Consider the following 14,171-nt stretch of genomic DNA (forward strand, 5'->3'; position numbering starts at 1 on the left):
GCTTAGATGTCCGCCAACGCAGCGATAACCAGCGAGCTGCTGCGCTGGCAGTAGGCCGACAGCACCAGGCGAATCTGCACCAGGTCACGGGCCAGCACGGCGGCGAGCAGTTGTTCGAACAGCTCCAGGTATTCGCTCATGGATGCCTGGCGCTGATCCAGGGCGAGGTAATAGGCACGGTTCATCGCCGGTTGCAGGTTTTCGACGGTTTCCTGCAGGTACGGATTGTTCGCAAAGGGGTATGCCGCGCGCATCACATTGAAGCTTTCTTCGACGAAGGCGCGGATGTCGCCACGCTCATAACTGCCCTTCAAGCGTTGCTGGATCTGCAGGAACGGCGCCATGTCGGCCTGGGTCTGCCAGCCTTCGGCAACCGCATTGCCGAGCAGGATGTACATTTCGCCCATCAACGTGCACAGGCTCTGCACCTTGTGCGCGGTGAGCTCGGTGACGTGTGCGCCACGGCGCGGCAGGATCGCGATGAGATGACGGCGCTCGAGGATCAGCAAGGCTTCGCGCACGGAACCACGGCTGACATTGAGCGCCAGCGTGACCTTCTGCTCCTGGATCCGCTCTCCAGGCTTGAGATCGCCGCGAATGATACGTTCGGCGAGGTGATGAGCAATTTGCTCGGCGAGACTGTCCGGCGCCTTGAACGTCATGTTTTCCCTTCAGAATCTTCTGTCAATACAAGCGCGGCAGTGTAGCGCATTGGCCCGCTGATGGCGCTACGTCAACCGTGGCGAATTGGCATGAAACACGCAAGTCCCAACGCCCAGACGCCCCGAAAAACACTGGCCTCAGGAGACTGGGCCATAATTGAAAGTGTTGTGACCGAAGTTTCTTGACCCTTAGGTCAGAAAACCATTGACCGAAAAGTCAGACATGACTAGATTCGGCGCAAAGCGGTTAACAACAATAATGAGTCTGCGAGGCCTTCCGTGATCCAGTTTTTACTCAACCAGGAACTCCGTAGCGAGCACGCCCTGGACCCCAACCTGACCGTGCTCAACTATTTGCGTGAGCACGTGGGCAAACCCGGAACCAAGGAAGGCTGCGCCAGCGGCGACTGCGGTGCCTGCACCGTGGTGGTCGGCGAGTTGCACAACGATGCGCAAGGCGTGGAGCACATTCGTTATCGCAGCCTCAACGCGTGCCTGACCTTTGTTTCGTCGCTGCACGGCAAGCAACTGATCAGCGTGGAAGACCTCAAGCACCAGGGCCAACTGCACAGCGTGCAACAGGCCATGGTCGAGTGCCACGGTTCGCAATGCGGCTTTTGCACCCCGGGCTTTGTGATGTCGTTGTTTGCGCTGCAAAAAAACAGCGAGGCACCCGACAGCCAGAAAGCCCATGAAGCCCTGGCCGGCAACCTCTGCCGTTGCACCGGCTACCGCCCGATCCTGGCTGCCGCCGAGCAGGCTTGCTGCAACAAACCCCTGGATCAGTTCGACATCCGCCAGGCCGAGACCATCGCCCGCCTCAAAGCCATCGCGCCGACGCAAACCGCTGAACTCAACAGCGGTGACAAACGCTGCCTGGTGCCGCTGACGGTGGCCGACCTGGCCGACCTCTACGACGCTTATCCGCAAGCCCGCCTGCTGGCCGGCGGTACCGACCTGGCACTGGAAGTCACCCAGTTCCACCGCACCCTGCCGGTGATGATCTATGTCGGCAATATTGAAGAAATGAAGCGCATCGAGTCGTTCGACGACCGCCTGGAAATCGGCGCCGCCGCCGCGCTGTCCGATTGCTATACCGCCCTGCACCACGAGTACCCGGACTTCGGCGAGCTGCTGCAGCGCTTCGCCTCGTTGCAGATCCGCAACCAGGGCACCCTGGGCGGCAATATCGGCAATGCCTCGCCGATCGGCGATTCGCCACCGCTGCTGATCGCACTGGGTGCGCAGATCGTGCTGTGCAAGGGTGAGACCCGTCGCACCCTGGCGCTGGAAGATTACTTCATCGATTATCGCGTCACTGCCCGCCAGGACAGCGAATTCATCGAGAAAATCATCGTGCCCAAGGGCCACACGCTGTTCCGCGCCTACAAGGTATCCAAGCGCCTGGACGATGATATTTCCGCCGTGTGCGCCGCCTTCAATCTACAGATCGACAATGGTGTGATCAGCCAGGCCCGCGTGGCATTCGGTGGCATGGCCGCCACGCCCAAGCGTGCGAAACACTGCGAAACCGTATTGGTCGGTGCCACCTGGAATGCCGCCACCGTGGAAAAAGCCTGCGCCGCCCTGGCCGAGGATTTCACCCCGCTGTCGGACTTCCGCGCCAGCAAGGAATACCGCCTGCTCAGCGCGCAGAACCTGCTGCGCAAATACTTCATCGAACTGCAAACGCCGCACATCGAGACTCGGGTGACCGCTTATGTCTAACCATCACGCCGTCGTTAAAACCCAGGCCGAACTCGCCGAGCTGTTTGCCCAGGACCTCACCAGCGGGGTCGGCCGCAGCGTCAAGCATGACAGCGCCGCCAAACACGTCAGCGGCGAAGCGCAGTACATCGATGACCGCCTGGAATTCCCCAACCAGTTGCATCTGTACGCGCGCATGTCCGACCGCGCCCACGCCAGAATCCTCAGCATCGACACCACGCCCTGTTACGCCTTCGACGGTGTGCGCATCGTCATCACTCATGAAGACGTTCCGGGCCTTAAAGACATCGGCCCGTTGATGCCCGGCGACCCGCTGCTGGCTATCGATACGGTGCAGTTCGTGGGCCAGGTCGTCCTGGCCGTCGCCGCTCGCGACCTGGAGACCGCCCGTAAGGCGGCGATGGCGGCGGTGATCGAATACGAAGACCTGGAACCGGTGCTGGATGTGGTCGAGGCATTTCGCAAAAAGCATTTCGTGCTGGACAGCCACACCCATCAACGGGGTGATTCGGCAGGCGCACTGGCCACCGCGAAACACCGTATCCAGGGCACGTTGCATATTGGCGGCCAGGAACACTTCTACCTGGAAACCCAGATCTCGTCGGTCATGCCCACCGAAGATGGCGGCATGATCGTCTACTGCTCCACGCAAAACCCCACCGAAGTGCAAAAGCTGGTGGCTGAAGTGCTGGACGTGTCGATGAACAAAATCGTCGTCGATATGCGCCGCATGGGCGGTGGTTTCGGCGGCAAGGAAACCCAGGCCGCCAGCCCGGCGTGCCTGTGCGCGGTGGTGGCGCGCCTCACCGGCCAGCCGACCAAGATGCGTCTGCCGCGCGTGGAAGACATGCTGATGACCGGCAAGCGCCACCCCTTCTACATCGAATACGACGTGGGCTTCGACGACAGCGGCCGCCTGCACGGGATCAACCTGGAACTGGCAGGAAACTGCGGTTGCTCGCCGGACCTGTCCAATTCGATTGTCGATCGCGCCATGTTCCATGCCGATAACTCGTATTACCTGGGCGACGCTACGGTCAACGGCCACCGCTGCAAGACCAACACCGCCTCGAACACGGCCTATCGCGGCTTCGGCGGCCCCCAAGGCATGGTCGCCATCGAGGAAGTGATGGACGCCATCGCCCGCCACCTGGCGCTGGACCCGCTGGCCGTGCGCAAGGCCAATTACTACGGCAAGACCGAACGCAACGTCACCCACTACTACCAGACCGTCGAGCACAACATGCTCGAAGAAATGACCGCCGAGCTTGAGGCCAGCAGCCAGTATGCCGAACGCCGCGAAGCAATCCGGCTGTACAACGCCCACAGCCCGATCCTGAAAAAAGGCTTGGCGCTGACGCCGGTAAAATTCGGCATTTCATTCACCGCCAGCTTTCTCAACCAGGCCGGTGCGCTGATCCACATCTACACCGACGGCAGTATCCATCTGAACCACGGCGGCACCGAGATGGGCCAGGGCTTGAACACCAAGGTCGCGCAGGTGGTGGCCGAGGTGTTCCAGGTGGAAATCGACCGTGTGCAGATCACCGCCACCAACACCGACAAGGTGCCGAACACCTCGCCGACGGCTGCCTCCAGCGGTGCCGACCTGAACGGTAAGGCCGCGCAGAACGCTGCCGAGACCATCAAGCAGCGCCTGGTGGAATTTGCCGCGCGCAAATACGACGTGAGCGAAGCGGACGTGGCCTTCCACAACGGCCATGTGCGGGTGCGCGATCAGATCCTGACCTTTGAGGCGCTGATCCAGCAGGCTTACTTTGCCCAGGTGTCGCTGTCGAGCACCGGGTTCTACAAGACCCCGAAAATCTTCTACGACCGCAGCCAGGCGCGCGGTCGGCCGTTCTATTACTACGCTTTCGGCGCGGCCTGCTGTGAGGTGATCGTCGACACCCTGACCGGCGAATACAAGATGCTGCGCACCGACATCCTTCACGACGTAGGTGCCTCGCTGAACCCGGCCATCGACATCGGCCAGGTGGAAGGCGGCTTTATCCAGGGCATGGGCTGGCTGACCATGGAAGAGTTGGTATGGAACAACAAGGGCAAGCTGATGACCAACGGCCCGGCGAGCTACAAGATCCCGGCGGTGGCTGACATGCCCCTGGACCTGCGGGTGAAGTTGGTGGAAAACCGCAAGAACCCCGAGGACACGGTGTTCCACTCCAAGGCTGTGGGTGAGCCGCCGTTCATGCTGGGGATTGCCTCATGGTGTGCGATCAAGGATGCGGTGGCGAGCCTGGGCGACTATCGCCATCAACCCAGGATCGACGCACCGGCAACACCGGAGCGGGTGTTGTGGGGGTGTGAGCAGATGCGGCAGTTGCAAACCACCCCACCCCCTGTAGAAGCTGGCTTGCCAGCGCTGACGGCCTGACAGACACCACAAGAGGTGACTATGAACAACTGGATCAGCGCCCTCGCCGACCTGCAGAACCAGGGCGAACCCTGCGTACTGGTGACCATCATCGAAGAGCTCGGCTCCACGCCGCGCAATGCCGGCTCGAAGATGGTGATCAGCGCCACGCAGACGTTCGACACCATCGGCGGCGGGCACCTGGAATACAAAGCGATGCAGATCGCCCGCGACATGCTCGCGCGCGGCCAGCAGAACACCCACCTGGAACGCTTCAGCCTCGGCGCCAGCCTGGGCCAATGCTGCGGTGGCGTGACGGTGCTGCTGTTCGAACCCATGGGCCAGGTGCAGGCGCAGATCGCGGTGTTCGGCGCCGGCCACGTGGGACGCGCGTTGGTGCCGTTGCTGGCGAGCCTCCCGTGCCGGGTGCGTTGGATCGATTCCCGTGACCAGGAGTTTCCGGACCACATCCCCCAAGGCGTGCGTAAAATCGTCAGCGAGGAGCCGGTGGACGAAATTGCCGACCTGCCGGTGGGCAGTTACTGCATCGTCATGACCCATAACCATGCGCTGGACCTGGAGCTGACCGCCGCCCTGCTCAAGCGCAATGACTTCGCCTATTTCGGCCTGATCGGTTCGAAGACCAAACGGGTCAAGTTCGAACACCGCCTGCGTGAACGCGGCTTCGACGCCACGCAACTGCAACGTATGCGCTGCCCCATGGGCCTCACCGAAGTGAAGGGCAAGCTGCCGATGGAGATCGCCATCTCCATCGCCGGCGAAATCATCGCCACCTATAACGCCAATTTCGGCCAGCACAGCGCGAGCGCCGAACCCATTGCCAAGCTGCTGCCGGCGTCACGTCGCAGCCAAGCTTCGACTTCTTTTGCCAAGAATTGAGATGACCATGCCTTTGACCCGCAAAGCCTACCGTGCCGCCCTCCTGCACAGCATCGCCGACCCCGCTGAAGTGGGTATAGAAGCCTCCTATGAGTATTTCGAAGACGGCCTGCTGGTCATCGAAAATGGCAGGATCAGCGCGGTCGGCCATGCCGGCGACCTGCTGCCGACCCTGCCCGCCGATATCGAAGTCACCCATTACCAGGATGCACTGATTACCCCGGGTCTGATCGACACCCATATCCACCTGCCGCAAACCGGCATGGTCGGCGCCTATGGCGAGCAGTTGCTCGACTGGCTCAATACCTACACCTTCCCCTGTGAAAGCCAGTTTGCCGACAAGGCGCACGCCGAGGAGGTCGCCGACATTTTCATCAAGGAACTGCTGCGCAACGGCACCACCACCGCGCTGGTGTTCGGCAGCGTGCACCCACAGTCGGTGAATGCATTCTTTGAAGCGGCCGAGAAACTCGACCTGCGCATGATCGCCGGCAAAGTGATGATGGACCGCAACGCACCGGACTACCTGACCGACACCGCCGAATCCGGCTACCAGGAAAGCAAGGCGTTGATCGAACGCTGGCACGGCAAGGGCCGACTGCACTATGCCGTCACGCCGCGCTTCGCCCCCACCAGCACACCGGAGCAATTGGCGCTGGCCGGTCAACTGTTGGGCGAGTACCCGGACCTGTACATGCAGACTCACATCAGCGAGAACAAGCAGGAAGTCGAGTGGGTGAAAGCGCTGTTCCCGGAGCGCAATGGCTACCTGGACGTGTACGACCACTACAAGCTGCTGGGTGAACGCTCGGTGTTTGCCCATGGCGTGCATCTGTGTGACGAGGAGTGCGCGCGGTTGGCCGAGACCGGTTCGGCGGTAGCGTTCTGCCCGACGTCGAACTTCTTCCTCGGCAGTGGTTTGTTCAACCTGCCGATGGCCGAGAAACACAAGTTGAATGTGGGCCTGGGCACGGATGTGGGCGGCGGCACCAGCTTCTCACTGCTGCAAACGTTGAACGAAGCCTACAAGGTCATGCAGCTCCAGGGCGCGCGGTTGAGCCCGTTCAAATCGCTGTATCTGGCGACCCTGGGTGGCGCGCGGGCGCTGCGCCTGGAAGACAAGATCGGCACCTTGCAGCCGGGCACCGATGCGGACTTCCTGGTATTGGATTACAACGCCACACCACTGTTGAGCTATCGCCTGAAACAGGCGAACAACATTGCCGAGACGTTGTTTGTGCTGATGACGCTCGGGGATGATCGGACGGTGCTGCAGACGTATGCGGCCGGCCAGTTAGTGCATCAGCGCTGATTTCAGCCACAGGCAAAAAGGGGGCGTGCTCCCGATTGCGGTAGATCAGTCAATGGATCCGATGACTGACAGACTGCAATCGGGAGCACGCCCCCTTGCACATTCGATTAGGTTTACAGCTTTATGGAGGAACGCCCCGGCTTCTTGGTCTGCAACAAATGCGAGAACACCGCATGCAGGTCATCCGACGCGCTCTCTTCATCGAGGTTGAGCTTGCTGTCGATATGATCCATGTGGTGCATCATCAAATTCACCGCCAGCGTCGCGTCCCGTGCCTCGATCGCGTCGATCAACTGGGTGTGTTCATCGTAGGAACAGTGCGAACGGTTGCCGCTTTCGTACTGGGCGATGATCAATGAGGTCTGGGACACCAGGCTGCGCTGGAAGCTGATCAGCGGTGCGTTCTTCGCCGCTTCGGCCAGCTTCAAGTGGAATTCACCGGAGAGGCGGATGCCCGCGCCGCGGTCGCCACGGGAGAAACTGTCGCGCTCGTCATTGACCATCTGGCGCAATTCGGCCAACTGTTCGGCAGTGGCATGCTGCACCGCCAATTCGGTGATCGCGCGCTCCACCAGGCGCCGGGCCAGGAACACCTGGCGCGCTTCTTCCACACTCGGGCTGGCCACCACCGCACCGCGATTGGGCCGCAGCAACACCACGCCTTCATGGGCCAGGCGCGAGAGCGCACGGCGAATGATGGTGCGGCTGACGCCGAAGATCTCGCCCAGTGCCTCTTCACTCAATTTGGTTCCGGGCGCCAGGCGTTGTTCGAGGATCGCCTCGAAGATATGCGCGTAGACGATATCGTCCTGGGTTCCGCTGCGACCGGCCTTGCCGGCTCGCGGTTGTTTCTTGAGAGGTTGCAACTGTTCGTTCATGGGCACTCGGGTTTGGAGAACGGCGGCGAATTAACGGGTAATACGGCAACAACGGGTCGCTGGCAAGTATCACCTAAAAACAGCGCACATTGTACACAACCCAATACGCCAACACACTGTACGGCTGTTTGTGGTATCGGCTGTATTGCAATGAATCGCTGCGTTTGAGTTTAGGCTTGAATCAGCAACTTCTCAGGTAAAAGGAACATCTCCCCCATGACCGACGTCACCCACGTGCCCTTGCGCCCGCTGGCCGACACATCCGCATCGGCCGTCGTCGCCGGCTTTATCGCCATGATGACCGGCTATACCAGTTCCCTGGTGCTGATGTTCCAGGCCGGACAAGCCGCCGGTTTGACCAGCGCACAGATTTCTTCGTGGATCTGGGCGATTTCCATCGGCATGGCGGTGTGCAGCATCGGCCTGTCCCTGCGCTATCGCACGCCGATCACTATCGCCTGGTCCACACCCGGCGCGGCGCTGTTGATTACCAGCCTGGGCGGCGTGAGTTACGGCGAGGCCATCGGCGCGTACATCACGTGCGCAGTGCTGGTCACAATCTGCGGGCTGACCGGCAGCTTCGAAAAGCTCGTCAAACGCATCCCGGCATCATTGGCGGCGGCATTGCTGGCGGGGATCCTGTTCAAGATCGGCAGCGAGATCTTCGTCGCCGCACAACATCGCACCGGGCTGGTGCTGGGGATGTTTTTCACCTACCTGATCATCAAGCGCCTGTCGCCGCGCTATGCGGTGCTGGCCGCGTTGATCATCGGCACGTTGCTGTCGGGGTTGATGGGCCTGCTGGACTTCAGCGGCTTTCATCTCGAGGTGGCAACACCGGTGTGGACCACGCCGCACTTTTCGCTGGCGGCAACCATCAGCATCGGCATCCCGCTGTTCGTGGTGGCGATGACCTCGCAAAATATGCCCGGCGTCGCCGTGTTGCGGGCCGACGGGTACAACGTGCCCGCCTCTCCGCTGATCACCACCACCGGCCTGGCCTCGCTGGTGCTGGCTCCTTTCGGTTCCCACGGCATCAACCTGGCGGCGATCAGTGCGGCAATCTGCACCGGCCCCCACGCCCATGAAGACCGCAACAAGCGCTATACCGCAGCGGTCTGGTGCGGAGTGTTCTATGGGATAGCGGGCGTATTCGGTGCCACGTTGGCGGCGTTGTTTGCGGCCTTGCCCAAGGAGCTGGTGCTGTCGATTGCAGCCTTGGCGCTGTTTGGCTCGATTATCAACGGCCTGAGTATCGCCATGAATGAGCCGAAGGAACGGGAAGCGGCGCTGATCACTTTTATGGTCACCGCGTCAGGCCTGACGTTGTTTTCCATCGGTTCGGCGTTCTGGGGGATTGTGGCGGGGATATTGACACTGCTGATTCTGAACGCGCGTACACGCGCTTAAGCGGGCATGGACGGCCTCGAGAACGCCGGCCATGTCTTGAGCAGGACGGTCTCAGTGACGCAAAAGCTTGCGTAACGGCACACCGTCCTTCAACACCGGTGACTTGATCACGATATAGCTGAAGTACTTGGAGATGCCGATGTTTTTGTCCAGCAAGCCTTCCACCACTTCCTGATAGTGCTGGATGCTACGGGTCATGAAGCGCACCAGGTAATCGTAGCCGCCACTGATCAAGTGGCATTCGAGCACCTCATCGACCAGGCGGATGTTGGACTCGAATTTGGCGAAGTCTTCACGCTTGTGGTCGCTGAGGGTGATTTCGGTGAACACCGTGACCGAATCTGTGATCTTGGCCAGGTTCAGATGTGCCTTGTAGCTGGAGATATACCCGGCCGACTCCAGCCGCTTGACCCGTTGCAGGCAAGGGCTTGCAGACAACCCCACGGCGTCGGCCAGGCTGACGTTGGTCATCCGGCCGTCCTTTTGCAATTCAACCAGAATACTGATGTCGATCCGGTCCAGCTTGACGAGCCCTTCCATTGCATACCTCTTGACTGCCGTTTGTAAGACAATCTTCTAGCAAAATCAGCGCCGTAAACACAACTGATGCTGAGCCACCAAGTCAGCCATGCTGTTGATGCAATAGTCGGCCGCGCACGGCACGGGCTGTCGAGCCGGCTGACGGCCGATCAGGCAGCGGTCCAGCGACACGTCGGGGCCGACCGATGGCCGGGTCACATGCAACACAGGCTGGACCTGCGCGCCTTGCCGGTCAAGCCATTGGCGGGCATCGACCAGTGAAATGAAATCGTCCGCTTCTATGCCGAGGCGCTCGCACAACAGACCACGGTCTTCGAAATCGCGGTCGCCACACACCAGCAGGCGATAGAACTTGCGCAAGTACAGCATCGCCCCCGGGGCATCTTCGAACAGCGACCAGTTGCCTGCCGAGCGTGCAAAGCTCATACCCTCCTCCCAACTGGCCGGCAGCCCCCAGCGCTCGGCAAGTTGGCGATGGGCGAAACACAAGATGCCGCTGAAGCCGAGCTCGGCAAAGCGCGGGTACAGGCCCGCGATCACCGCATGGAATTCGGCCAGTACCTGCTCCCGGGGCAGCGACTTCCCGCCTCGACTGTCGAGCAACGGCTGCAATGCCGCCAGCACGCCCGAGTCGCGATCCACCAGTACTCCATCACAATCGATCAGCAACGCTCGGTAATCTGTGAGTCCCATGCGGGTCAAGCCTCTAATGATGCAGTGTGATCGCCCGTGCGCCAAAACGGTTCACGGGCAGTGCCGCCAACAGGTCCCGAGGCGGGCACGGGCTCAGTTCAAGACCCGTGCCAAGGCCGCATCGAGAATCTGCACGGCTTCGTCGACCTGCGCCTCGGTCGCCACCAGCGGTGCCAGGAACCGCAGCACATTGCGGTGCACGCCGCACTTGATCACCAATAAACCACCGGCGCGGGCTTCATCGATCACCCGTTGATTAAGGTCGGCATCCGGGGTGCGCGCCGAATCATCCTTGATCAGCTCGATGGCCAACATAAAGCCGGTTCCCCGAACATCACCGATGCGCGGGTAGCGCGCCTGCAGACCCAGCAGGCCATGGCGCAGGCGTTCGCCGAGCACTTGGCTGCGCGCCAGCAATTGCTCCTGCTCGAAGGCGCTGATCACCGCCAGCGCCGCCGCGCACGCCAGGGCGTTGCCGCCGTAGGTGCCGCCCAGGCCACCGGGCAGCGGCGCATCCATGATGTGCGCCTTGCCCACCACGCCGGACAACGGCAAACCGCCGGCCAGGCTTTTGGCCACGGTCACCAGGTCGGGCTGGATCCCGGCGTGCTGGAAACCAAACCAGGTACCGGTGCGCCCGAAGCCGGTCTGGATCTCATCCAGGATCAGCACAATGCCGTGCTTGTCGGCCAACGCACGCAGTGCCTGGAGAAACTCGGCCGGCGCCGCGAGGAAGCCACCGTCGCCCTGCACCGGCTCGATGATGATCGCCGCCACGCGCTCCGGGGCAACCTGGGTGGCCAGCAATTCATCCAGGGCCTTGAGCGCCAGCTCGCTGGTCACGCCGCGATAAGCGTTTGGATAAGGCGTATGGAAGACCTCCGGCGCAAACGGCCCGAAGTTCTGTTTGTACGGCTGGCTCATGCCGGTCAGCGTGGTCCCCAACAACGTACGTCCATGGAAACCGCCGCGAAAGGCGATGACCGCCGAGCGATTGGTGTGGGAGCGAGCGATCTTCACCGCATTTTCCACCGCCTCGGCGCCCGAGGTGAAGAACGCGGCCTTGTAGGCTTCCTGCCCACCGACCAGTTCGCACAGGCGCTGGGCCAGGTCGAGATAGGGCTGGTACGCCACCACCTGGAAGCAGGCGTGGGAGACTTTCTGCAACTGCGCCTGCACAGCCGCCACCACCTGCGGGTGGTTATGGCCGATGTTCAACACGCCGATACCGCCGACGAAGTCGAGATAGCGCTTGCCATCCACGTCCCACAACTCGGCGCCCTGGGCGCGATCGATCACCAATGGGTGCGCGGTGATCAGGCCACGAGGTACGAATTGATCGCGCTGACGGAGCAAATGTGGGGTTTCGTCGACTCTGCTGTTCATGGCATTTCCCATTGTGAGACTGGCAACCTGAGACAGTTGCGATGCCATTCAGAGTACGACCTGCCGGAAACGAACTGCACCGAAGTTACCCCGTGAGAAATTCGGATCGACTGTTTTTCCCCTGTGTTTCAACAGATCCTGCGCCGCGCTTGGAGGATGATGAGGACTACTTTCAACCCTGCGGAGAGACCCATGGCCCTGCTCTACAAATCCGACCCGGTACGCGGCCAGCGCTGGCAGGCACTGTTCGCCGAGCATGCGCCGGACATCGAATGGCGCGCCTGGCCCGACATCGGCAACCCCGCCGAGATCGAATACCTGGCCGCCTGGCTGGCACCGGACGATCTTGAGCAACTGCTGCCCAATCTGAAAGTGCTGTTTGCCGTGTCGGCCGGGGTCGACCAGCTCGACCTCGCACGTTTGCCCGCGGACGTGCCCGTGGTGCGCCTGCTCGATCCGGGCATCACCCGCGGTATGTGCGAATACGCCAGTTGGGCCGTGCTCAGCCTGCACCGCGATATGCTGCGCTACCGCCAGCAGCAGGTGGCGCGCAACTGGCAGGCGCATCTGTTGCAACCGGCGGCGAACCGCCGTGTCGGCGTGATGGGCCTGGGCGCCCAGGCCCAGCAGATCCTCGCCACGCTGGCGCCGCTGGGGTTTGCCTTGTCGGGTTGGGCGCGCAGCCCTCATCAATTGCCGGGCGTGGACTGCTTTGCGGGCGAGGCGCAACTGCCGGCGTTCCTCAGCCAGTGCGATATCCTGCTGTGCGTGCTGCCGTTGACCGAGCAGACCCAGGGCATTCTCAATCATCGCCTGTTCGCTCAACTGCCAAGGGGAGCGGCGTTGGTCAACATGGGCCGTGGTGGGCACCTAGTGGAAGAGGATTTACTGCAAGCCCTGGCCAGCGGGCAACTCAGCGGCGCCGTGCTGGATGTACTGCAAGAGGAACCGGCGCCGGCGGACCACCCATTCTGGGACCACCCACAGATCCTGCTCACGCCGCATATTGCCGCGATGACCCAACCGGACAGCGCATTTGCGGTGTTGCTGGAGAATATCCGGCGGCATCAGCGTGGCGAGCAGATGGTGGGCGAGGTAGATCGGGACAAGGGTTATTAAGCGGCAGATTCACTGATTGAGCCGCTGTCCGTTACCACGGTAACGGACAGCGGCCCCCGCCTGCATCGGGCGCGTCAGCGCACGAGCCTTTCGGTAATCGCCGCTCCCACTTCCTGCGTCGACGCCTTGCCGCCCAGATCCGGCGTGATCAACCCCTCGGCAATCACCGCTTCGATCGCCTGCAGGATTGCATCATGGGCCGCACGATAGCGTGCATCGCCATTGCCGAGGAAAACCAGCATCAAGGCGCCCGACCAAATCATCGCAATCGGGTTGGCAATGTTCTGCCCATAGATATCCGGCGCCGAGCCATGCACCGGCTCGAATAACGAGGGAAAGCGGCGCTCGGGATCGAGGTTGGCCGACGGGGCAATGCCGATGGTGCCCGCACACGCCGGCCCCAAGTCAGACAAAATGTCGCCGAACAGGTTGGACGCCACGACCACGTCGAAGCGATCCGGCTGCAGCACGAACCGCGCGCACAGGATGTCGATATGCTGCTTGTCCCACGTCACTTCTGGGTAGGCAGCCGCCATCAGCGCAGTGCGTTCATCCCAGTAAGGCATGCTGATGGAAATGCCATTGGACTTGGTCGCCGCCGTGAGTTTTTTACGCGGACGGCTCTGGGCCAGGTCGAAGGCGAACTTGAGGATGCGGTCGACGCCGCGCCGGGTGAATACCGACTCCTGCAACACGAACTCATGTTCGGTGCCTTCGAACATCTTGCCACCCACCGAAGAGTATTCGCCCTCGGTGTTTTCCCGGATGACCACGAAATCGATATCACCCGGCTTGCGCCCGGCCAGTGGGCATGGCACGCCAGGAAACAGCCGCACCGGGCGGATATTCACGTACTGGTCGAAGTCGCGACGGAACTTGAGCAGCGACCCCCACAGCGAAATGTGATCCGCGACCTTGTCCGGCCAGCCCACGGCACCGAAGTAAATGGCGTCGAAGTCCTTGAGCTGCTCGAACCAGTCGTCAGGCATCATCTGCCCGTGTTGCAGGTAGTAATCGCAGTGGGCCCAGTCGAACACTTCGATGCTTAGGTTCAGGTCCCAGACCTTGGCGGCCTGCTCCAATACCCGCAGCCCTTCGGGCAACACTTCCTTGCCAATGCCATCGCCGGCAATGGCGGCGATTCTGAATGCCTTGCTCATTGATCCTGC

Annotated in this window: 12 protein-coding genes; 6 read left to right on the forward strand and 6 right to left on the reverse strand. The window is 61.5% G+C overall.

Features of this window, described 5'->3' with window-relative positions; translation table 11 throughout:
* Nucleotides 1-2 precede the first annotated feature (2 nt).
* On the reverse strand, nt 3-662 hold the full coding sequence (locus EXW71_RS07965; RefSeq protein WP_123715444.1) for a GntR family transcriptional regulator: 660 nt from the start codon (nt 660-662) through the stop codon (nt 3-5).
* Nucleotides 663-941: 279 nt separating this feature from the next.
* On the opposite strand from EXW71_RS07965, the gene xdhA reads away from it, so the two are divergent.
* Genes xdhA through guaD form a run of 4 tightly spaced genes read left to right on the forward strand, consistent with a single transcriptional unit; the run spans nt 942 to nt 6,976 of the window.
* Nucleotides 942-2,390, forward strand: a complete 1,449-nt coding sequence (gene xdhA, locus EXW71_RS07970; protein ID WP_134656981.1) for a xanthine dehydrogenase small subunit — start codon at nt 942-944, stop codon at nt 2,388-2,390.
* Entirely contained in the window at nt 2,383-4,785 is a 2,403-nt protein-coding gene (gene xdhB / locus EXW71_RS07975; protein WP_134656982.1) for a xanthine dehydrogenase molybdopterin binding subunit, read from the forward strand. The genes xdhA and xdhB overlap by 8 nt, the downstream gene beginning before the upstream one ends.
* 21 nt (nt 4,786-4,806) lie before the next feature.
* Entirely contained in the window at nt 4,807-5,664 is an 858-nt protein-coding gene (gene xdhC / locus EXW71_RS07980; protein ID WP_134656983.1) for a xanthine dehydrogenase accessory protein XdhC, read from the forward strand.
* 7 nt (nt 5,665-5,671) lie between these two features.
* Nucleotides 5,672-6,976 carry a guanine deaminase gene (gene guaD, locus EXW71_RS07985; protein ID WP_134657873.1) on the forward strand — a complete coding sequence of 435 codons (1,305 nt, stop codon included), beginning with the start codon at nt 5,672-5,674 and terminating at the stop codon, nt 6,974-6,976.
* Nucleotides 6,977-7,089: 113 nt separating this feature from the next.
* On the opposite strand, the gene EXW71_RS07990 is transcribed toward guaD, so the two are convergent.
* Nucleotides 7,090-7,854, reverse strand: a complete 765-nt coding sequence (locus EXW71_RS07990) for a GntR family transcriptional regulator (RefSeq protein WP_016973197.1) — start codon at nt 7,852-7,854, stop codon at nt 7,090-7,092.
* Nucleotides 7,855-8,070: 216 nt separating this feature from the next.
* Here EXW71_RS07990 and EXW71_RS07995 point away from each other — a divergent pair, with 216 nt between their 5' ends.
* Nucleotides 8,071-9,264, forward strand: a complete 1,194-nt coding sequence (locus EXW71_RS07995) for a benzoate/H(+) symporter BenE family transporter (protein ID WP_134656984.1) — start codon at nt 8,071-8,073, stop codon at nt 9,262-9,264.
* A gap of 51 nt (nt 9,265-9,315) precedes the next feature.
* Here EXW71_RS07995 and EXW71_RS08000 read toward each other — a convergent pair whose 3' ends face one another.
* The 3 genes from EXW71_RS08000 to gabT form a co-directional block, all read right to left on the reverse strand.
* Nucleotides 9,316-9,804 (reverse strand): Lrp/AsnC family transcriptional regulator, encoded by a 489-nt coding sequence (locus EXW71_RS08000; protein WP_003230384.1) that lies wholly within the window; start codon nt 9,802-9,804, stop codon nt 9,316-9,318.
* A 45-nt stretch (nt 9,805-9,849) separates the two neighbouring features.
* Nucleotides 9,850-10,497, reverse strand: a complete 648-nt coding sequence (locus tag EXW71_RS08005; RefSeq protein ID WP_134656985.1) for an HAD family hydrolase — start codon at nt 10,495-10,497, stop codon at nt 9,850-9,852.
* Nucleotides 10,498-10,590: 93 nt separating this feature from the next.
* On the reverse strand, nt 10,591-11,883 hold the full coding sequence (gabT, locus tag EXW71_RS08010; protein ID WP_134656986.1) for a 4-aminobutyrate--2-oxoglutarate transaminase: 1,293 nt from the start codon (nt 11,881-11,883) through the stop codon (nt 10,591-10,593).
* Between the two features lie 192 nt (nt 11,884-12,075).
* On the opposite strand from gabT, the gene EXW71_RS08015 reads away from it, so the two are divergent.
* A complete protein-coding gene (locus EXW71_RS08015; RefSeq protein ID WP_134656987.1) occupies nt 12,076-13,002 on the forward strand; it encodes a glyoxylate/hydroxypyruvate reductase A in 927 nt (308 codons plus the stop codon).
* 74 nt (nt 13,003-13,076) lie between these two features.
* On the opposite strand, the gene EXW71_RS08020 is transcribed toward EXW71_RS08015, so the two are convergent.
* Nucleotides 13,077-14,162: a tartrate dehydrogenase gene (locus EXW71_RS08020; protein ID WP_134656988.1), complete on the reverse strand. Its 1,086-nt coding sequence runs from the start codon at nt 14,160-14,162 to the stop codon at nt 13,077-13,079.
* Between the last annotated feature and the right edge of the window lie 9 nt (nt 14,163-14,171).

The sequence above is a fragment of the Pseudomonas sp. BCA17 genome, from assembly GCF_004519405.1.
In the GTDB taxonomy this organism is placed as follows: Bacteria; Pseudomonadota; Gammaproteobacteria; order Pseudomonadales; family Pseudomonadaceae; genus Aquipseudomonas.